The 19,952-nt window shown below is 60.0% G+C and carries 15 protein-coding genes; 11 read left to right on the top strand and 4 right to left on the bottom strand.

Features of this window, described 5'->3' with window-relative positions; genetic code table 11:
* Positions 1-5 precede the first annotated feature (5 nt).
* A complete protein-coding gene (locus D7S44_RS10170) occupies positions 6-323 on the bottom strand; it encodes an RpnC/YadD family protein (protein WP_147402097.1) in 318 nt (105 codons plus the stop codon).
* Positions 324-494: 171 nt separating this feature from the next.
* On the opposite strand from D7S44_RS10170, the gene prfB reads away from it, so the two are divergent.
* Together prfB and lysS are read left to right on the top strand one after the other, a co-directional pair.
* A protein-coding gene (gene prfB / locus D7S44_RS10165; RefSeq protein WP_120454492.1) for a peptide chain release factor 2 occupies positions 495-1,593 on the top strand; the annotation gives its coding sequence in 2 pieces (ribosomal slippage) (positions 495-569 and positions 571-1,593; 1,098 coding nt in all).
* Positions 1,594-1,602: 9 nt separating this feature from the next.
* Positions 1,603-3,126, top strand: coding sequence for a lysine--tRNA ligase (gene lysS, locus D7S44_RS10160; protein ID WP_120454490.1), 1,524 nt, complete (start codon positions 1,603-1,605; stop codon positions 3,124-3,126).
* A 42-nt stretch (positions 3,127-3,168) separates the two neighbouring features.
* Here lysS and D7S44_RS10155 read toward each other — a convergent pair whose 3' ends face one another.
* Positions 3,169-3,795: a serine protease gene (locus D7S44_RS10155; protein WP_120454488.1), complete on the bottom strand. Its 627-nt coding sequence runs from the start codon at positions 3,793-3,795 to the stop codon at positions 3,169-3,171.
* A gap of 353 nt (positions 3,796-4,148) precedes the next feature.
* Here D7S44_RS10155 and D7S44_RS10150 point away from each other — a divergent pair, with 353 nt between their 5' ends.
* On the top strand, positions 4,149-5,312 hold the full coding sequence (locus D7S44_RS10150; protein ID WP_120454487.1) for an MFS transporter: 1,164 nt from the start codon (positions 4,149-4,151) through the stop codon (positions 5,310-5,312).
* Here D7S44_RS10150 and D7S44_RS10145 read toward each other — a convergent pair.
* Complete coding sequence (locus D7S44_RS10145) at positions 5,309-6,229, bottom strand: LysR family transcriptional regulator (protein WP_120454485.1); 921 nt, start codon at positions 6,227-6,229, stop codon at positions 5,309-5,311. The two genes, D7S44_RS10150 and D7S44_RS10145, sit on opposite strands and share 4 nt — an antisense overlap.
* 97 nt (positions 6,230-6,326) lie before the next feature.
* Here D7S44_RS10145 and lysA point away from each other — a divergent pair, with 97 nt between their 5' ends.
* Both lysA and D7S44_RS10135 read left to right on the top strand, forming a co-directional pair.
* Positions 6,327-7,583 carry a diaminopimelate decarboxylase gene (lysA, locus tag D7S44_RS10140; protein WP_120454483.1) on the top strand — a complete coding sequence of 419 codons (1,257 nt, stop codon included), beginning with the start codon at positions 6,327-6,329 and terminating at the stop codon, positions 7,581-7,583.
* Positions 7,584-7,595: 12 nt separating this feature from the next.
* Complete coding sequence (locus D7S44_RS10135) at positions 7,596-8,048, top strand: GNAT family N-acetyltransferase (RefSeq protein ID WP_120454481.1); 453 nt, start codon at positions 7,596-7,598, stop codon at positions 8,046-8,048.
* On the opposite strand, the gene galR is transcribed toward D7S44_RS10135, so the two are convergent.
* Positions 8,045-9,046 (bottom strand): HTH-type transcriptional regulator GalR, encoded by a 1,002-nt coding sequence (galR, locus tag D7S44_RS10130; RefSeq protein ID WP_120454479.1) that lies wholly within the window; start codon positions 9,044-9,046, stop codon positions 8,045-8,047. The genes D7S44_RS10135 and galR overlap by 4 nt on opposite strands.
* A 178-nt stretch (positions 9,047-9,224) precedes the next feature.
* On the opposite strand from galR, the gene D7S44_RS10125 reads away from it, so the two are divergent.
* The 6 genes from D7S44_RS10125 (at position 9,225) to D7S44_RS10100 (ending at position 19,944) form a co-directional block, all read left to right on the top strand.
* Positions 9,225-11,498 carry a molybdopterin guanine dinucleotide-containing S/N-oxide reductase gene (locus D7S44_RS10125; RefSeq protein ID WP_120454478.1) on the top strand — a complete coding sequence of 758 codons (2,274 nt, stop codon included), beginning with the start codon at positions 9,225-9,227 and terminating at the stop codon, positions 11,496-11,498.
* A 273-nt stretch (positions 11,499-11,771) separates the two neighbouring features.
* Positions 11,772-13,499, top strand: coding sequence for a penicillin-binding transpeptidase domain-containing protein (locus D7S44_RS10120; protein WP_120454476.1), 1,728 nt, complete (start codon positions 11,772-11,774; stop codon positions 13,497-13,499).
* Between the two features lie 411 nt (positions 13,500-13,910).
* A complete protein-coding gene (locus D7S44_RS10115) occupies positions 13,911-14,099 on the top strand; it encodes a toxin-antitoxin system HicB family antitoxin (protein WP_120454474.1) in 189 nt (62 codons plus the stop codon).
* Between the two features lie 173 nt (positions 14,100-14,272).
* Complete coding sequence (locus D7S44_RS10110; protein WP_120454472.1) at positions 14,273-15,409, top strand: efflux RND transporter periplasmic adaptor subunit; 1,137 nt, start codon at positions 14,273-14,275, stop codon at positions 15,407-15,409.
* A 10-nt stretch (positions 15,410-15,419) separates the two neighbouring features.
* On the top strand, positions 15,420-18,557 hold the full coding sequence (locus tag D7S44_RS10105) for an efflux RND transporter permease subunit (protein WP_120454470.1): 3,138 nt from the start codon (positions 15,420-15,422) through the stop codon (positions 18,555-18,557).
* Positions 18,547-19,944, top strand: a complete 1,398-nt coding sequence (locus tag D7S44_RS10100) for an efflux transporter outer membrane subunit (protein ID WP_120454468.1) — start codon at positions 18,547-18,549, stop codon at positions 19,942-19,944. The genes D7S44_RS10105 and D7S44_RS10100 overlap by 11 nt, the downstream gene beginning before the upstream one ends.
* Positions 19,945-19,952: the final 8 nt, after the last annotated feature.

The raw sequence follows: 19,952 nt of genomic DNA, 5'->3' as shown, positions 1-19,952 counted from the left end.
CGGCCTCAGTGGCGGATCTGCTGAAGATCCGCCGCCGACAGCCCGGTCACTTCCTGCACCAGCGTAAAATCGAGCCCTCTGGACAGCATATTGCGCGCAATCGCCAGCGTCGCCTCGCGCTGGCCTTCATTGCGCCCTTTGTAACGGCCTTCGCTAAGGCCTTCTTCGCGTCCCATTTGCTTAAGCTGTTCCGCAATCGTCATCAGTTCTTCCTTTTGCTGCGGTACGCGGCGCGCAAGCGCCTCGATAAAGCTTTTCGCCTGCGGTACGTCGCCCGCCTGAATCATAGAGTTAATCAGCGCCAGCCGCTGTTTGTGGGTCACTGAATTTTGCAGCATAAACGTGACGAGCGGCTCAAACAACCTGGTGAGATCACGCTGACGAAGAGGTTTACTGCCAGGGACGGCGCGCCACTGAAACCCTACAATCTCACGGCTATTTCAGTTAGACTGCGGGGTTTCCATCCCGACATTCAGCGAAAAGACCCGAAAGCCATGTTTGAAATTAATCCGGTTAAAAACCGCATCCAGGACCTCACCGAGCGCAGCGACGTTCTTAGGGGGTATCTTTGACTACGATGCCAAGAAAGAACGTCTCGAAGAAGTAAACGCCGAGCTGGAGCAGCCAGACGTCTGGAACGAACCTGAACGCGCGCAGGCGCTGGGTAAAGAACGCTCTTCGCTGGAAGCCATCGTCGACACTCTCGATCAAATGCAGCAGGGCCTGGAAGATGTTGAAGGACTGCTGGAGCTGGCGGTAGAAGCGGACGACGAAGAGACTTTCAACGAAGCCGTTGCCGAACTCGACACGCTGGAAACCAAACTGGGCGAGCTGGAATTCCGCCGTATGTTCTCCGGGGAATATGACAGCGCCGACTGCTATATCGATCTGCAGGCCGGTTCCGGTGGCACCGAAGCGCAGGACTGGGCCAGCATGCTGCTGCGTATGTATTTGCGCTGGGCCGAATCCAAAGGCTTTAAAACCGAAATCATCGAAGAATCAGAAGGCGAAGTGGCCGGTCTGAAATCCGCCACCGTGCGCATTTCCGGCGACTACGCGTTTGGCTGGCTGCGTACCGAAACCGGCGTGCATCGCCTGGTGCGTAAGAGTCCTTTTGACTCCGGCGGCCGTCGCCACACCTCATTTAGCTCTGCGTTTATTTATCCGGAAGTGGATGACGATATCGATATCGACATCAACCCGGCGGATCTGCGCATTGACGTCTACCGCGCGTCGGGCGCGGGCGGTCAGCACGTTAACCGTACCGAATCGGCGGTGCGTATCACCCATATTCCGACCGGCACGGTTACGCAGTGTCAGAACGACCGCTCTCAGCATAAAAACAAAGATCAGGCGATGAAGCAGATGAAGGCGAAGCTGTACGAGCTTGAGATGCAAAAGAAAAATGCTGAGAAGCAGGCGCTGGAAGACAACAAGTCTGACATCGGCTGGGGTAGCCAGATTCGCTCCTATGTGCTGGATGATTCCCGCATCAAAGATCTGCGCACCGGCGTTGAAACCCGCAATACTCAGGCGGTGCTGGATGGCGATCTCGATCGTTTTATTGAAGCAAGTTTAAAAGCAGGGCTATAAGGAACCGACATGTCAGAACAACAACCGCAGAGCGCTGATGCCGCCCTTGAGTTAAATAACGAACTGAAAACGCGTCGCGAAAAACTCAGCGCGCTGCGTGAAAACGGCGTGGCCTTTCCTAACGATTTCCGCCGTGATACCACCTCGGACGTGCTGCACGCGCAGTATGACGAGAAGAGCAACGAAGAGCTGGAAGATTTAGGCGTTGAGGTCAGCGTTGCCGGACGCATGATGACCCGCCGCATTATGGGCAAGGCCTCTTTTGTGACGCTGCAGGACGTGGGCGGCCGCATTCAGCTCTATGTGTCGCGCGACGACCTGGCGGAAGGCATCTATAACGAACAGTTCAAGAAATGGGATCTGGGCGATATCCTCGGCGCGCGCGGCAAGCTGTTCAAAACCAAAACCGGTGAGCTGTCGATTCACTGCCACGAGCTGCGTCTGCTGACCAAAGCGCTGCGCCCGCTGCCGGACAAATTCCACGGCCTCGCCGATCAGGAAACCCGCTATCGCCAGCGCTATCTCGATCTGATTGCCAACGACGATTCGCGCCACACCTTTAAAGTGCGTTCAAAAATCATGGCCGGCATCCGCCAGTTCATGGTGAACCGCGACTTTATGGAAGTGGAAACCCCGATGATGCAGGTGATCCCGGGCGGTGCCTCCGCGCGTCCGTTTATCACCCATCACAATGCGCTCGATATCGACATGTATCTGCGTATCGCGCCGGAGCTCTACCTGAAGCGTCTGGTGGTAGGCGGTTTCGATCGCGTATTCGAGATCAACCGTAACTTCCGTAACGAAGGCATCTCGCCGCGCCATAACCCTGAGTTCACCATGATGGAACTCTATATGGCCTACGCGGATTACAAAGACCTGATCGAACTGACTGAAAGCCTGTTCCGCACCCTGGCGCAGGACGTGCTCGGCACCACTAAAGTGCCTTACGGCGAGCAGGAATTCGATTTCGGCAAGCCGTTTGAGCAGCTGACCATGCGCGAAGCGATCAAAAAGTACCGCCCGGAAACCGATCTGGCGGATCTGGATGATTTCGACAAAGCCGTGGCGATTGCACAGGCTATCGGCATTAAAGTCGAGAAGAGCTGGGGCCTGGGCCGCGTAGTGACGGAGATTTTCGAAGAGACGGCGGAAGCGCATTTGATCCAGCCGACGTTTATCACCGAATACCCGGCGGAAGTGTCGCCGCTGGCGCGCCGCAACGACGAAAACCCGGAAATTACCGATCGTTTTGAATTCTTTATCGGCGGCCGCGAAATCGGCAACGGCTTCTCGGAGCTGAACGATGCGGAAGATCAGGCGGAGCGTTTCCAGCAGCAGGTAAACGCGAAAGACGCGGGCGACGACGAAGCGATGTTCTACGACGAAGACTACGTTACGGCGCTGGAACATGGCCTGCCGCCGACGGCGGGTCTGGGCATCGGTATCGACCGCATGGTTATGCTGTTCACCAACAGCCATACCATTCGCGACGTGATCCTGTTCCCGGCGCTGCGTCCGGGCGGCGCGAAGTAAACAAATAAGGCCAGCGATGCTGGCCTTCTTTTTTTCTGGCCGTCAGGATTTCACTACGCCGTTCAGCCAGGCCTCGAAGCGCGCATAGGGCACATAGAGCGCAACGTCGCGATAGAGGGTTTTCCCGCTCTGGTTATCATCAATGCGGCTGCTGTAGCCGACGATCACCCCCGCCAGGGTATCATCCGAGGCGTTATAGACCGCGCCGCCCGACATGCCTTTCACCACGCCGGCATTGGCCGCAACCACCACGCACTGCGCCTTGTTCCAGCTGTTCGCTAATGACGTATTAATCAGGTTCTCGCCGCTGGAGCTGACCGGCATCGCGCTGATAAAGCTGTAGCCGTAGAGATTCACTTTGTCGCCGATATGGCTGTTGCGAAAACGCGGCGGCAGATTAGCTTCGCTATTTTTATGGTAAACCACGGCGAGATCGCACTCAGGATGCCAGGCCTTAACCCGATAAAGCGAGAACTTAGCGACGTGCGCGGCGGTCAGGCTATATTCCGCCGTCAGCGGAATGGTGGTGCCCAGGGTTCCCAGCCCGAGCGCGGTGGGAATGCCGGTATAGGTCATATCAACGCGCTTTTGCGCTTCGCTGCTGTACTCATAGTGGCCGACGGAGCAGCCGCTGAGACAGAGCGCCATCAGAGCGATTAGCCGTTGCATTTTCTCTCCCCGCTTAAGAATGGCTTTACATTATCGGACAAGGCATTTGGGGTATCGGCAATGCATCCTGTTCCTTTACGCAATAAATCAACATGAAACGCGCCCTTTTTAATAGTGCGGCTGCTCCTCACTATCAAGCGTAGCGCGTAATAGGGGAGGCTATTGTTAAGATTCTGGCAAACATCCGGCACTCATTATTGCGTCTGCGGCAAAAGATCCTTGCCGCACGCGGGGTGTATGCCGAGAGGCGGCTATGATTTAATACCCACCGTGACGAAGTTCAAATTTTTATAACCGTCCGCGCCCGGCGTCCGCTGCGGCGTTCACCTGCTTATCGATTGGGAGAGTGTGTTATGCCTGTTGCTTTACTGGCGCTGGCGCTGAGTGCGTTTGCGATTGGAACCACCGAGTTCGTCATTATGGGCCTGCTGCCCGAGGTGGCGGGCGATCTGCGGGTCTCGATTCCGTCGGCAGGCTGGCTCATCAGCGGCTACGCGCTGGGCGTCGCCATCGGCGCGCCGATTATGGCGCTGTTGACCGCCAGACTGCCGCGTAAAAAAACACTTATCCTGCTGATGATTATCTTTATTATCGGCAACGTGCTCTGTGCGCTGGCCTACACCTATAACCTGCTGATGATGGCCCGCGTCATTACCGCGCTCTGTCACGGCGCCTTCTTCGGCATCGGCGCGGTCGTGGCGGCAAGCCTGGTGGCGCCGGGCCGTCAGGCGTCGGCCGTGGCGCTGATGTTTACCGGCCTGACGCTGGCGAACGTGCTCGGCGTGCCGCTCGGCACCTGGTTTGGTCAGCTGTTCGGCTGGCGCGCCACCTTCTGGGGCGTCGCCATTATCGGCGTGCTGGCCTTTATCGCGCTGATCGTCAGCCTGCCGGTCAACAAAGAAGAGAAGCCGGTGCATCTGGCGAGCGAAATCAGCGCGCTGGCTAACGGCAAGCTGTGGCTTTCGCTGCTGATGACGGTGTTCTTCGCCGCGGCGATGTTCGCGCTGTTCAGCTATATCGCGCCGCTGCTGCTGCAGGTTACCGGCATCAGCGCGCGCGGCGTCAGCTGGACGCTGTTCCTGATTGGCGCAGGCCTGACCGTCGGCAATATCCTCGGCGGCAAGCTGGCGGACTGGAAGGTCTCCTTCAGCCTGATTTTAAGCTTCTCGCTGATCGCCATCTTCTCGCTGCTGTTTAGCTGGACCAGCCATGCGCTGTGGCTGGCGGAAGTGACGCTGTTCCTGTGGGCGATGGCGACTTTCGCCACCGTGCCGGGTTTGCAGATCAACGTGGTGCGCCATGGCAAGGAGGCGCCGAATCTGGTCTCGACGCTGAACATTTCCGCCTTTAACGTCGGCAATGCGCTGGGCGCATGGGTCGGCGGCGCGGTAATCGGACGAGGCTACGGCCTGACCGCGGTGCCGGTCGCCGCCGCCGCGCTGGCCGCTGTAGGCCTGCTGATCTGTCTGATCACCTTCCGTAAAGCGGGCGGCAGCGCCGCAACAGTGCGCGCCTAAGCCAGCCGTTCGGCGATGCGCCGGGGAAAGTCGGCCACCTGCGTCTGCAGGTGGTCAACAAAGGCGGCGACCAGCGCCGAGGCGGGGCGGTGCAGCGGGCGCACCAGACTGACGGTAAAAGGCACCGCGACGCTGAATTTACGCATCACCACACCGCTGTCGGCATAATCGAGCGCCGTCAGCGGATTCACCACCGAAATCCCCACGCCCGCGCGCACCATCGCACAAACCGACGCCGCGCTGTGCGTCTCCAGCACCAGCCTGCGCTCCACGCTCTTTTCATGAAACAGCGTATCCAGCAGCTGGCGATAGCTGTCGGCGCGCGACAGGCTGACGTAGTTTTCTCCGGCGAAATCCTGCGGTGTCAGCACTGCGCGCGCGCAGAGCGGATGCTGCTGCGGCAGAACGCACACCTCGTCGCAGGTCAGCAGCGCCAGGCGTTCCGTACCGGCAGGCGCATGCTGGGTTTCGGTCAGGCCGAGATCGTAGCGCTGCGCCGACAGCCACTTCTCCAGCAGCGGCGACTCCTGCGGAATAATATTCAGGCTGACGTCGGGATAGCGCTGCATAAAGGGCTGCACCAGCGGCGGCAGCAGCGACTGCGAAAAGACCGGCAGGCAGGCGATGGACAGCTCCCCCTGACGAAACTGACGCAGCCCGTCCGCCGCCTCCATAATGCGATCCAGCCCGTACCACGAGCGCTGCACCTCTTCGAACAGGCGCAACCCCTGCACTGTGGGCTGCAGCCGACCGCGCACGCGCGAGAAGAGCCGTAGCCCAAGCTGCGTTTCCAGTCGCGCCAGCTCGCGGCTGACGGTGGGCTGCGAGGTGTTCAGCAGCGTCGCGGCCTGCGTCAGATTGCCGCTGGTCATCACCGCGTGAAAGATCTCAATGTGTCGCCAGTTAATTTTTGCCATGGGCTACCATATCCATTTTGCATAGAAGCTATTAAAACAGATATTTTTCAGCATGGCACGGTTCTGGCTTAATAGCCGTAACCACAGGAGAATCCTTATGCCACGCGCCTTAACCGACCACACCACCGCGCTCAACGCCGAACAGCTGCTGCCGCTGGCGCAGCAGTACAACGGCCCGTTCTGGGCCTATGACGCACAGATTATTCAGCAGCGTATCGAACAGCTGCGCGCCTTCGACGTAGTGCGCTTCGCGCAGAAAGCCTGCTCCAACATTCATATCCTGCGCCTGATGCGCGCGGCGGGCGTTAAGGTCGACTCGGTATCGCTCGGCGAAATCGAACGCGCGCTGGCGGCGGGTTTTCAGCCTGGCGGCGAAGAGATCGTATTTACCGCCGACGTTTTCGATCGGCCGACGCTGGCGCGCATCGCGGAGCTGAAGGTGCCGGTTAACGCCGGTTCGGTGGATATGCTGCATCAGCTGGGCGACGTTTCCCCTGGCCACGCGGTGTGGCTGCGCATTAATCCTGGCTTCGGCCATGGCCACAGCCAGAAAACCAATACCGGCGGCGAGAACAGCAAACACGGCATCTGGCACAGCGAGCTGCCGCAGGCGCTGAAGGCGATTGAGCAGCATGGCCTGCGGCTGGTCGGCTTGCATATGCATATCGGCTCCGGCGTCGATTACGGTCATCTCCAGCAGGTATGCGATGCGATGGTGGAGCAGGTGATCGCGCTCGGCCACGACCTTGAGGCGATTTCGGCGGGCGGCGGTCTCTCCATTCCTTACCGCTTCGGCGAAGAGGCGATCGACACCGCGCACTATTTCGGGCTGTGGGATGCGGCGCGCCAGCGTATCGCCGCCCATCTCGGCCATCCGGTCAAGCTGGAGATCGAGCCGGGCCGTTTTCTGGTTGCTGAATCAGGCGTGCTGGTGTCGCAGGTGCGCGCGGTGAAAGCGATGGGCAGCCGCCACTTCGTGCTGGTGGATGCGGGCTTCAGCGATCTGATGCGCCCCTCAATGTACGGCAGCTATCACCATATTTCGCTGCTGGCGGGCGACGGACGCGCTGTGGATGAGCAGACGCGGGTCGATAGCGTGGTCGCCGGGCCGCTGTGCGAATCAGGCGACGTCTTTACCCAGCTGGAAGGCGGCAAGGTCGAAACGCGCGCGCTGCCTGCGGCACGGGTGGGTGACTATCTGGTGTTTCACGATACCGGCGCCTACGGCGCGTCGATGTCCTCTAACTACAACAGCCGCCCGCTGATCCCGGAAGTGCTGTTCGAACAGGGCAGGGCGCGCGAAATCCGCCGTGCGCAGACCATCCAGGAACTGCTGGCGCTTGAGCTGAGCTAAGGCGCGCGTCAGGTGAAGATCCTCTCTTTGCGCGACGCGCCACAGTTCGCCGGACAGGTCTCCGACTGGCTGTGGCGCGCCTTTGACGCGGACAACAGTCGCGACTTTATGGCCAGCGTGGTGGAGAGTTCGCTGCAGGAGACGGAGTTTCCCGTCACCTTCGTCGCCGTTGACGACGCGGGCAGGGCGGTGGGTACGGTGGGCTTCTGGCGCTGCGACCTGATTAGCCGTCAGGATCTCTTCCCCTGGCTCGCTGCGCTCTACGTCGAGGAAAGCGCGCGCGGTGGCGGCCTGAGCGCGGCGCTACAGCAGCATGTGATCGACTACGCGCGACAGCGCGGCTATGGCCGCCTGTGGCTCTGGTCCACCTTTGGCGACTACTACGAACGCCACGGCTGGACGCCAGCGGGCGAGGCGCTGGACTACCCGCATAAAAGGGTCAGGCTTTACCGGCGCGAGATTTAACCCGGCCCGCTCACTGAATGCCGTCGCACCAGCGTCGGGCTGAACATATTGGTCACCTCCGGCAGCGGCTGCCCGTGGGCCAGCGCCAGCGCCAGCTCCGCCGCCTGCTGCGCCATGGTGACAATGGGATAGCGCACCGTCGTCAGGCGTGGGCGCACGTAGCGCGACACCAGCACGTCATCAAAGCCGATCAGCGACATCTCCTCCGGCACGCGAACGCCGTTATCGCTCAGCACCGCCAGCGCCCCGGCGGCCATCGAGTCGTTATAGCAGGCCACGGCGGAAAAACTGCGGCCCCGCCCCAGCAGCTCGGTCATCGCCTGTTCGCCGCCGACTTCATCCGGTTCGCCGAGCGTAACCAGCCGATCGTTGCAGGGCAGGCCGTGCTCTTTCAGCGCGTCGTAATAGCCCTGCAGGCGATCTTCGGAGTCGGAAATCGGATGGGTGGAGCAGATAAAGGCGATGTTCTGATGCCCCTGCTGGATCAGATGGCGCGTCGCCAGCCAGGCACCGTAGCGGTCGTCGAGCGCGATACAGCGCTGTTCAAACCCTTTCAGCAGCCGGTTTAACAACACCATGCCCGGCACCTGCTTCATCAGCAGCTCCAGCTCGGCGTCAGGGATTTTCTTGGCATGCACCACCAGCGCGGCGCAGCGATGGCGCATCAGCTGCTCAATCGCCTGACGCTCTTTTTCCTCATTGTGGTAACCGTTACCAATCAGCAAAAAGTTACCGGTCTGTCCGGCTATTTCATCAACTGCCTTAACCATTGCGCCGAAAAAAGGGTCGGACACATCGCCGACCACCAGTCCTAAGGTCTCTGTTGACTGCTGCGCCAGCGCGCGCGCGTTGGCGTTAGGATGGTACTGCAGCTCCTCCATCGCCTGGCTGACGGCCTGACGCGAACTCTCGCTGGCTTTAGGCGAATTATTAATCACACGGGAAACCGTCGCGACGGAAACTCCCGCCAGTCTGGCAACATCCTTAATCGTAGCCATGCCTTGACCTGCTTTAGGGAAAACGTTTACACATGGCAGCAGTGTTACGGAAAAGGCGGCCTACATCAAGCCGGTAGAATGTCTGCGCCGTCGCAAAAAGGGGCAAAATTCCAGGCTTAACCCGGCGCAGGGTCGCGTGGTATCCTGCGTTTTTCCCTTACCTGCCGTAAAAGAAACCATGAAAAAGCGAGTGCCGCATCTGGCGCACTGGGGCGCATTCTCCGCCGTAACTGAAAACGATCGCCTGATCGGCTGCGAGCCGTTCTTCGCCGACGCCGATCCGTCGCCGATGCTGAACACCATTCCCGAGCTGGTCTACTCCGACAAACGTATTCGCCAGCCGATGGTGCGCCGCTCCTGGCTGAAAGCGCGCGAAAAAAGCGACCGCACGCTGCGCGGACGGGAAGATTTCGTCGCCGTTGACTGGGAGACCGCGCTGGATCTGGTGGCGGACGAAAATCGCCGCATCCGCGAACGCTACGGCGCCTCAGGCATTTTCAACGGCTCTTACGGCTGGTCGTCGGCGGGCCGCGTCAACCACGCGCGCACCCTGATCCGTCGCTTCTATTTTCAGGGCGGCGGCGGCGTCGATCAGCAGGGCAATTACAGCTGGGGAGCGGCGCAGTTTTTTCTGCCTTATGTGATCGGCACCTATATGCCGCTGACCGGGCGCGTGACTGACTGGCCGCAGGTGGTGGAGCACGCGGAAATCTTCGTTGCCTTCGGCGGGCTGGCGCTGAAAAATGCCCAGGTGGCGTCGGGCGGCGCAGGCCAGCACAGCCTGAAACCGGCGCTGGAGCAGCTGGCGGCCAAAGGCACGCCGGTTATTAATATCAGCCCGATGCGCGATGACTGCCCGGCGTTCGTCAACGCCGACTGGATCCCGATTCGCCCCAATACCGACGTGGCGCTGATGCTGGCGCTGGGCTATGAGATCGCCCAGCGCAACGCGGTGGACGAGGCGTTTCTCGCCAGCCACTGCACCGGCTGGCCGCAGCTGCGCGCCTATCTGCTGGGCGAAAGCGACGGCGTCGCCAAAACCGCCGGCTGGGCGAGCCGCATCACCGGCATCCCGCCGGAGCGCATTGTCCGACTGGCTGAACAGCTGATCGGCAAGCGCAGCTTTATTACCTGCTCTTACTCGGTTCAGCGCGCCCATCGCGGCGAGCAGCCTTACTGGATGATGATTGCGCTGTCGTCCATGCTCGGCCAGCCTGGCCTGCCGGGGGCCGGTTTCTCCTTTGGCCACGGTTCGATGAACAGCGTCGGCAACCCGCGTCAGGACGGCCCCGCGCCGCTGATGGCCACCGGGCCCAATCCTTCGGGCCTGTCGATTCCCGTGGCGCGCATCAGCGATATGCTGCTCAATCCGGGCCAGCCCTATACCTTTCAGGGGGAAACGCTGACCTATCCCGACATTCATCTGGTGCACTGGGCGGGCGGCAATCCTTTCCATCATCATCAGCAGCTTAACCGACTGGTTGAGGGCTGGCAGAAGCCCGATACCGTGGTGGTGCAGGATATCGTCTGGACGCCAGCGGCGCAGATGGCGGATATCGTGCTGCCCGCGACTACCACGCTGGAGCGCAACGATATCGGCGGCTCGTCGCGCGACCGCTTTGTGCTGGCGATGCACCAGGCGATCAGGCCGCAGCATCAGGCGCGCAACGATTTTGATATTTTCGCCGATCTGGCCGAACGTCTCGGCTATCGCGAGGCGTTTACCGAGGGACGCAACGAACGCCAGTGGATTGAGTATCTCTACCAGCAGTGCGCGGTGGCGCATGCGCGCAAAGGGATCGATTTCCCGGAGTTCGCAGATTTCTGGTCGCGCGGCTTCGTCGAGATCCCGGAAGGGGGCAAGCCCTATCTCTTTATGGAGGATTTCCGCGCCGATCCTGAGCGTCATCCGATCAAGACCGCCAGCGGCAAGATCGAGCTGTTCAGCCAGACCATCGCCGACTATCAGCTGGCGGATTTCGCCGGTCACCCTGAATGGCGCGAGCCGCAGGAGTGGCTGGGCGCGGCGCTGAGCGAACAGTTCCCGCTGCATATGATCTCCATCCAGCCGTCGGATCGGCTGCACAGCCAGCTTGACGCCACGCCGACGGTGCAGGGCAACAAAACCGCCGGACATGAAACGCTTTATATGCATCCTCAGGACGCGGCGGCGCGCGACATTGCGGACGGCGACGTGATTGAAGTGCGCAACGCACGCGGCGCGATGCTGGCGGGCGTGCGCCTGACCGACGGTCTGACGATAGGCGTGGTCATCGTCGCCACCGGCGCCTGGTTCGATCCCGGTTTCGGCGCAGAGTGGCAGCCGTTCGACCGCGCGGGCAACCCTAATGTGCTGACGCTGGATATCGGCACCTCGTCGCTGACGCAGGGGCCGAACGCCATGAGTTGCCTGGTAGACATCAAAAAACATGCGGTTTGCAAAATTGCTTAACAAACACATGGCTGGTTACATTTTGCCGGACACTGTTGCGTTTGAGTGATGGCAGCCCGTCTCGCGGCCTTGCTACAGTCAGGGTCCCAGAGGTATTGATGGGTGAACATCAATAGATTTTCTTGATTACACCGACCTGCGCAGATGCGCAGGTTTTTTTTTGCCTGGCGCGCCGATTACGAACTGATACACAGTTTTCCTGTTAACAACGTAACGCTTTCTTTATAACTGCTCGCGGAGATATTTTTTACTTTTTCTTTGCAGCGGATTGCCATGCCCCGGATAAAAAAACTACTGGGAAAAGACCAGATCAAAGCCCCTTTTAACCCGTTTCGCTTTCGCCTGATCTGCCTTGGCGTGCTGACCTGCATGGTGGTGCTGCTGGCGCGCATCGCCGATCTGCAGTTTCTTAACCAGCCGATGCTGGAGCACGAAGCGGACCAGCGCTCGTTGCGCACCGTCACGCTGCCGACCAACCGCGGCACCCTGCTGGATCGCAACGGCGAAGCGCTGGCGCTCTCGGTGCCCTCGCGTGACGTTATCGCCGATCCAATGCGCGTGCTGGAGGCGAACCCCGACTTTCTTAGCGCCAAGTGGGCCTACCTGGCCTCGGCGCTGAATATGCGGCCAGAGCAGATCGCCGCGCAGATCACCGCCAACCCGAAACGCCGCTTTCTCTATCTGGGCCGTAAAATCGAGCTTGGCATCGCCAAAGATATCGCCGAGCTGCACCTGAAGGGCATCAGCGAAGTCTATGACGACAGCCGCTTCTACCCGATGAGCGAGGCGGCCGCGCCGCTTATCGGCATCGTCGGCGCAGACAACTCCGGCCTGAACGGGCTGGAAAAAGGCTATGACAAATTGCTGCAGGGCGTGCCGGGCAAAGAGGTGTACCGTCAGGACGCCGCGGGCAACATTATCTCAATGCTGAGCTATACGCCGCCGACGCAGCCGCCGACGGTGCAGCTCAGCATCGATAAGTTCGATCAATACACCCTCTACAGCAAGCTGCGCGATGGGGTGCTGCTGAATAAAGCGGATTCCGGCGCGGCGGTGCTGATAAAGATCGATACCGGCGAAATCCTTGGCATGGCCTCTTATCCGTCGTTTAACCCGAACAACTACGACGGCGCCACCCCGGCGCAGATGCGCAACGCGGCGATCAACGACAGCTATGAACCCGGCTCAACGGTGAAGCCGCTGGTCGTGATGGAAGGGCTGGAGCGTCATCTGGTGCGCCCCGATTCGGTGATTGACACCACGCCGTATCGGGTAAACGGCCACCTGATCCGCGACGTCGGCCACTGGCCGCGCCTGACCATGACCGGCATTTTGCAGAAATCGAGCGATATCGGCGTGTCCCATATCGCGCTGGCGATGCCCGCCGAGGCGCTGGTCAATACCTATCAGGCGTTTGGCCTGGGCAAACCTACCGGGCTGGGGCTGACCGGCGAGAGCGTCGGCTACTTTCCGGCGCACCGTCAGCGCTGGGCGGATATCGAACGCGCGACCTTCTCCTTCGGCTATGGCCTGCGCGTAACGCCGCTGCAGATCGCGCGTGAATACGCCACGCTGGGCGCTTTCGGCGTTTATCGTCCGCTGTCGATTACCCGCGTGACGCCGCCAGTGCTCGGCAAGCAGGTAGCGAATCCGGAAACGGTAAAAGAGGTGGTGCATATGCTGGAGAGTGACGTGCTGCCAGGCGGTACGGGTATCAAAGCGGCGGTGCCTGGCTACCGGCTGGCGACGAAAACCGGTACGGCGGAGAAGATGGGCGACAGCGGCAAATATGATGGCGGCTATATCAACTATACCGCCGGCATTGCGCCCGCCAGTCATCCGGAAGTGGCGCTGGTGGTGATGATCAACCATCCCACCGCCGGGGACCACTTCGGCGGCTCGGTCGCCGCGCCCATCTTCGGCAATATCATGGGGCCAGTGCTGAAGCATATGAATATCGCGCCGGATGCGATTTACAGTAAGTCTTCAGATAAATCTTAGTAAAATCAGGATGTAAACGGGAGTGGAGCTTATTCATACCTGGTTTCATTTCCCCGAATTCCGTTGCGTTTTCGCGCTGTTTTGTCCCGCTGCAGAGTGCGAGGATAGCAGTCCCAGAGGTATTGATAGGTGCGAAGACGCGCTGCTCAGGCAGCGATATCCGCAAGGATAATCCACCCTGTTTATTGCACCAACCCACGCGGATGCGTGGGTTTTTTTTGTCTTTTGTTAACCCGCCGCAATCTGCTCACATCTCTTAACCCACCCTTAACGCTTTGACGCGAACAAAAAAAAAGCCGGTGCGATAGGGTAACTGCAACGAACCGTTATCCTGCATTCCATGACGGGACGTTAGCCTTTTGCGGCGTGGGTAGCGCCGTAAAAGGCGCTCTGTCGCTCAGGGAAATATCTATGCCGAAAACCAAAGATCGAACGCCGCGCGGCGAAGGAAGATCCGCTGCGTTTCAACTACGTATCCCTTACCAGCTGCATCAGCAGCTGCGTGAACTGACGGATGCTGAAAACGTGACGCTCGCCTGCTGGCTTAAAGAGCTGGCGCGCCGCGAGCTGCGTCGTCGCGGCATCGAACCTCAAGGTTAAACCGGTTCAGTCCTGAACGAAACGTGCGGGAATGCTGCACAAAAGCGCGGAATTTTCGTCCGGAAAATATATTTTACGCAACCTTAACAGATTCCTGTGTGGGCGCTTCTCTACAATAGACCCCCCTACGAGAGTAATCACTCTCGTTACTTTCCCCTGTAATGAGAAGAACTATGCGTCTGAAATTTCTTTCTGCCAGCGTGGTGTTTTTACTGGTGGCCTGCGATCAGGGAGGAGGCCAGCCTGCTGCCTCCAGCATCCCGCAAGTAGGCGTAACAACGGTTAAAAGCCAGCCCGTAACGTTAATGAAACAGCTGCCTGGCCGCACCAATGCGGTAAAGACTGCTGAGGTACGCCCTCAGGTAAGCGGCGTGATACAGAAACTGCTGTTTACCGAAGGCGGCGAAGTGAAAGCCGGGCAGCCGCTCTACCAGATCGATCCGGCCACCTATAAAGCGGCCTATGACAAAGCGCTGGCGACCTGGCAGAACGACGCAATGGTAGCGAAGCGCTATCAGCCGCTGGCGGCGGCGCACGCCATCAGCCAGCAGACCTATGACGACGCGGTTGCCGCGGAGCGCTCCGCGAAAGCGGATCTCGAGACCGCCAGAGTCAATCTGGACTACACGCTGGTAAAAGCGCCGATCGCCGGTCATATCAGCCGCTCGCTGGTCACCGCCGGCGCGCTGGTGACCAACGGGCAGACCGACTATCTCGCCACTATTCAGCAGCTCGATCCGATCTACGTCGACGTCAGCGAATCGGTCGCCGATCTGCTGAGCCTGCGTCGCGCCATGGCGCAGGGCAAGCTGGAAAAAGTGGATGACAACACCGCCACCGTGAAGCTGCAGCTGGAAGATGGCAGCACCTATCCGCTGGAAGGCAAACTCGCGTTCTCCGAGGTGAACGTCAGCGAGACGACCGGCACGGTCGTGCTGCGCGCGGTTTTCCCTAACCCGCATAACGAGCTGCTGCCCGGCATGTATGTACACGCCGTGTTCCCGCAGGGGGTGCAGCAGCAGGGCATTCTGCTGCCGCAGGAGGCGATCATGCATGACGCCAAAGGGCAGCCCTATGTCTACGTCGTTAAACCGGACAGCAGCGTAGAACAGCGCAACATTACGACCGGCGAGATGGTGAAAGGCAACTGGCTGGTCAACAGCGGCCTGAAGAGCGGCGAGCAGGTTATCGTCAACGGACTTCAGAGCGTGCGCAGCGGCATAAAGGTCAATGCTCAGGCCGCGAACAGCCAGGATACGCCGGCTGCCGGCGGCGTCAGTCTGTCGATGACCGATCCGTCAGCGCAGTAAAGGAGAGGTCATGTCTAAATTTTTTATTAAGCGTCCGATCTTCGCCTGGGTTGTGGCCATTATCGTGATGCTGGTCGGCGCTATCGCCACGCTAAGCCTGCCGGTGAATCAGTATCCCGATATCTCGCCGCCGGCGGTATCGGTCTCTGTCACCTATCCGGGCGCCAGCGCGGAGACCACGCAAAATACCGTGGTGCAGGTCATCGAACAGCAGCTTAACGGGCTGGATGGCCTGCGCTATATCGAATCGAGCAGCGCCAGCGACGGCAGCGCGCAGATTATCGCCACCTTCAATCAGGGCGTTGATCCCGATATCGCCCAGGTCCAGGTGCAGAACCGCGTCTCGCTCTCTGAGTCGCAGCTTCCCACTGACGTCACCCAGCAGGGACTCCGTATTCGTAAGTACCAGAAAAACTTCATGATGGTGATCGGCCTGATCTCGAAAGACGGCAAGCTGAGCAACGGCGATCTGGCGGATATGCTGGTATCGAAGCTGGAGGATCCGATTTCGCGTACCAAAGGGGTTGGCGACTTTATGGTGATGGGGGCGGAATATGCGATGCGCATCTGGCTCGATCCGGCGAAGCTTTACAAATATAACCTGATGCCGAGCGACGTCACCACTGCCATCAACAATCAGAACGTGCAGGTCTCTTCCGGCTCGCTCGGCGGGCTGCCGACCGTTCCGGGCGCGAAAACCAGCGCCACCATTCTGGGCAAGTCGCGCTTTACGACGGTCAGCCAGTTTGAAAACGTGCTGCTCAAGGTCAACAGCGACGGTTCGCAAATCCGCCTGAAAGATGTCGCCAGCGTGGCGCTGGGGCCGCAGAGCTATACCATCGACTCCATCATGAACGGCAAGCCTTCCGCCGGGATCGCGCTGCGTCTGGCTACCGGCGCCAACGAGCTGGATACCGCCAAAGCGGTGCGCGCCACTATTGCCTCACTGAAAGATTCGCTGCCGGACAACGTGGAGGTGGTCTATCCCTATGACACCTCGCCGGTGGTCAGCGCCTCGATCGAAGAGGTGGTGAAAACGCTGATCGAAGCGATCGTGCTGGTGTTCTTCGTAATGCTGATCTTCCTGCAGAACCTGCGTGCAACGCTGATCACCACCATGGTGGTGCCGGTCGTGCTGCTGGGCACCTTCGGCATTCTCGCCGCCAGCGGCTACAGCATTAATACCCTGACGATGTTCGGCATGGTGCTGGCGATAGGGCTGCTGGTGGATGACGCCATCGTGGTGGTGGAGAATGTCGAGCGCGTGATGCACGAAGAGCAGGTCGATCCGAAAACCGCCACCATCAAGTCGATGGAGCAGATTCAGGGCGCGCTGTTCGGCATCGCGCTGGTGCTCTCGGCGGTGCTGCTGCCGATGGCTTTTTTCGCCGGCTCGACCGGGGTGATTTACCGCCAGTTCTCTATCACTATCGTCTCGGCGATGGCGCTTTCGGTGCTGATGGCGCTGATTTTTACCCCGGCGCTCTGCGCCACGATCCTTAAACGCGCCTCGGCGGAACATAAAACCACCGGGCTTGCGGGCTGGTTCAACCGTCATTTCGACAGCGGCACGCTGTACTACACGCGCGGCGTGAGCACAGTGATCTCGCGGCGCGGCCTGTTTATCGTTGTCTATCTGGTGATTGTTGGCGTCACCGGCTTCCTCTTCACCCGCGTGCCGACCACCTTCCTGCCTGAGGAAGATCAGGGGGTGATGATGTTACAGGTCACGCTGCCGGTAAACGCCTCAGCGCAGCGCACCCAGCTGGTGCTTAACGATATCAACGACTATCTGCAAAAGAACGAAGCCTCGGTATTTAGCAGCATGTTCGGGGTTAACGGCTTTAGCTTCGCCGGCCGCGGACAGAACAGCGGTATGGTCTTCGTGCGCACCAAAGACTGGAGCGAACGCAAGCAAAGCAGCCAGAGCGTCCAGGCGCTGGCGGCGCGTATCAGCGCGCATTTCGCCAGCTACCCGAACGCAAAAGTCTTTGCCATGGTGCCGCCTGCGGTAATGGAGCTGGGCAACGCCACCGGCTTTGACTTCTACCTGCAGGATACCGCCGGGCACAGCCATCAGCAGATGATGGACGCCACCCACCAGTTCCTGCAGCTGGCGAACCAGGATCCGCGTCTGACGCAGGTGCGTATGAATAGCCTGGAAGATGAGCCGATGTACCAGCTGGAGATCAACGACGAACGCGCCAGCGCGCTCGGCCTCAGCATGTCTGACGTCAACAACACGCTGTCAGTGGCCTGGGGCTCCAGCTATATCGACCAGTTTATGTATAACGGCCGCGTCAAGCAGGTCTATCTGATGGGCAAGGCGGCGTCGCGCGTCACCCCGGAGGATCTCAATAAGTGGTACTTCCGCAACAGCAGCGGAACCATGGTGCCGTTCTCCGCCTTCGGCAGCGGCAAATGGGTCAGCGGCTCGCCGCACTACGAGCGCTTTAACGGCATGACGGCAGAGGAGATTCAGGGATCGCCCGCGCCGGGCTACAGCAGCGGCGAGGCGATGAAGGCGGTTGAGGAGATTGCGGCGAAACTGCCGAAAGGCTTCCGCGTGCAGTGGTACGGCATCTCCTATGAGGAGCAGACGTCCGGCTCGCAGACCACTCAGCTCTACGCTCTCTCGATCCTGGTGGTCTTCCTCTGCCTGGCAGCGCTCTATGAGAGCTGGTCGATACCTTTCTCGGTAATCCTGGTGGTGCCGCTCGGCATTCTCGGCACCCTCTGCGCGGTGCTGCTGCGCGGCCTGCAGAACGATGTTTTCTTCCAGGTCGGCCTGCTGACTACCGTCGGGCTGGCGGCGAAAAACGCGATATTGATCGTCGAGTTCGCCAAAGAGCTGCATGAGCGCGACGGCAAGAGCCTGGTCGAGGCGGCGCTAGAGGCGGCGCGGCTGCGTATCCGTCCCATTATCATGACCTCGATGGCCTTTATCCTCGGCGTGCTGCCGTTGACCATTTCGAGCGGCGCGGGCGCGGGCAGCCAGCACTCTATCGGTACGGCGGTAGTGGGCGGGATGATCACCGCAACCTTCCTCGCCATCTTCTTTGTTCCCATGTTCTACGTAGTCGTGGCGCAGTTCTTCTCACGTAAGAAAGAGAACGCGGCCCCTGAGGAAGTTAATCATGATCGTTAATGTTCGCTGTACGTTGCTGCCGCTCGCTCTGCTGCTGGCGGGTTGTAGTCTACAGCCTGAGTACCATCGCCCGGCCATGCCTGTCGAGACGCGCTACGACCAGCAGACGCCCGTTGGCAACGTGGCCGATCTGCCGTGGCAGAATTTCTTTACCGATGCAGGCATGCGCCAGTTGATTGCGCTGTCGCTGCAGAATAACCGCGACCTGCGCGTCGCGGCGCTTAACGTCGAGCAGGCGCGCGCAGCGGTGCAGGTCAACCGCGCCGCGCTGCTGCCGTCGATCAGCGCCACCGCCAGCCAGACTTCGGCGCACGAGCCCGCCAATCTCTACAGCACCAAAAGCTCCGGCGCGGTGACCTATCACGAGCTTAACGCCGGGCTGGGCGTCACCTCCTGGGAGCTCGACTTCTTCGGCCGTCTGCGCAGCCTGCGCGACGAGGCGCAGGAACAGTATCTCTCCACCGAGGCGACCGAGCGCGCCACGCGCATTGCGCTGATTGCCCAGGTGGCGTCAGCCTGGCTGACGCTCTGCTCCGATAACGATCTGCTGCATCTGGCGCAGCAGACCGCTCAGAGCCAGCAGAAATCCTATGAATTAACCCAGCTCAGCTACCGCGGCGGCGTAAGCAGCGATGTGGATGTGGCACAGGCGGAGAGCACGGTTCGCAGCGCCGAAGCGGACGTGGCGAGCTACACACGTCAGGTGCGCCAGGATGTCGACGCGCTGCGTTTGCTGGCGGGTACCGATCTGCCGGTCGATCTGCTGAAAAACGCCACGCTGAATAATCGCTGGGACTTCCCGGCGACCCCGGCGGGTCTGCCGTCGGATCTGCTGACCCGCCGTCCCGATATTATTGCTGCTGAGCATACGCTGAAGGCGGCCAACGCTAATATCGGCGCGGCGCGCGCCGCCTTTTTCCCCAGCATCTCGCTGACGGCGTCAGGCGGTTCGGCCAGCAGTTCGCTGGGGCATCTGCTGGAGGGCGGAACCGCCTCCTGGTCCTTTGTGCCCTCGATCAACCTGCCGATCTTCGACGGCGGCGTGAATCAGGCCAATCTTGATATCGCCCAAATCGAGAAGCGTATTGAAGTCGCCAACTATGAGAAGGCGATCCAGACCGCCTTTAAAGAGGTGAACGACGCGCTGGCCGGTCAGGACACCTGGCAGGATCAGCTAACGGCCCTGGAAAAAGAGGTCGCGGCGAACCAGCGCGATTACGACTATTCTGAATTGCGCTATAAGCAAGGCATTGACAACTATCTGAATGTGCTGGTGGCGCAGCGCTCGCTTTACAGCGCCCAGCAGGCCTGGATTGCGGCGCGTCTGGGCCAGCTAAACCAGAAAATCACGCTGTATGAAGCGCTGGGCGGCGGCTGGAAAGCCTGACCTTTCTT

It is taken from the genome of Pantoea piersonii, from assembly GCF_003612015.1.
GTDB lineage: Bacteria > Pseudomonadota > Gammaproteobacteria > Enterobacterales > Enterobacteriaceae > Pantoea > Pantoea piersonii.
Note: the sequence above shows the minus strand (reverse complement) of the source record. Positions and strands in the feature narration are given on the sequence as shown.

Bases quoted from the DNA above. Each gene is read 5' to 3' on its own strand.
- D7S44_RS10155 (WP_120454488.1), bottom strand. From the start codon at position 3,795: ATGCAACGGCTAATCGCTCTGATGGCGCTCTGTCTCAGCGGCTGCTCC.
- D7S44_RS10125 (WP_120454478.1), top strand. From the start codon at position 9,225: ATGAAAAAGCGAGTGCCGCATCTGGCGCACTGGGGCGCATTCTCCGCC.
- D7S44_RS10145 (WP_120454485.1), bottom strand. From the start codon at position 6,229: ATGGCAAAAATTAACTGGCGACACATTGAGATCTTTCACGCGGTGATG.
- D7S44_RS10120 (WP_120454476.1), top strand. From the start codon at position 11,772: ATGCCCCGGATAAAAAAACTACTGGGAAAAGACCAGATCAAAGCCCCT.
- D7S44_RS10110 (WP_120454472.1), top strand. From the start codon at position 14,273: ATGCGTCTGAAATTTCTTTCTGCCAGCGTGGTGTTTTTACTGGTGGCC.
- D7S44_RS10150 (WP_120454487.1), top strand. From the start codon at position 4,149: ATGCCTGTTGCTTTACTGGCGCTGGCGCTGAGTGCGTTTGCGATTGGA.
- lysS (WP_120454490.1), top strand. From the start codon at position 1,603: ATGTCAGAACAACAACCGCAGAGCGCTGATGCCGCCCTTGAGTTAAAT.
- D7S44_RS10115 (WP_120454474.1), top strand. From the start codon at position 13,911: ATGCCGAAAACCAAAGATCGAACGCCGCGCGGCGAAGGAAGATCCGCT.
- lysA (WP_120454483.1), top strand. From the start codon at position 6,327: ATGCCACGCGCCTTAACCGACCACACCACCGCGCTCAACGCCGAACAG.
- galR (WP_120454479.1), bottom strand. From the start codon at position 9,046: ATGGCTACGATTAAGGATGTTGCCAGACTGGCGGGAGTTTCCGTCGCG.
- D7S44_RS10100 (WP_120454468.1), top strand. From the start codon at position 18,547: ATGATCGTTAATGTTCGCTGTACGTTGCTGCCGCTCGCTCTGCTGCTG.
- D7S44_RS10105 (WP_120454470.1), top strand. From the start codon at position 15,420: ATGTCTAAATTTTTTATTAAGCGTCCGATCTTCGCCTGGGTTGTGGCC.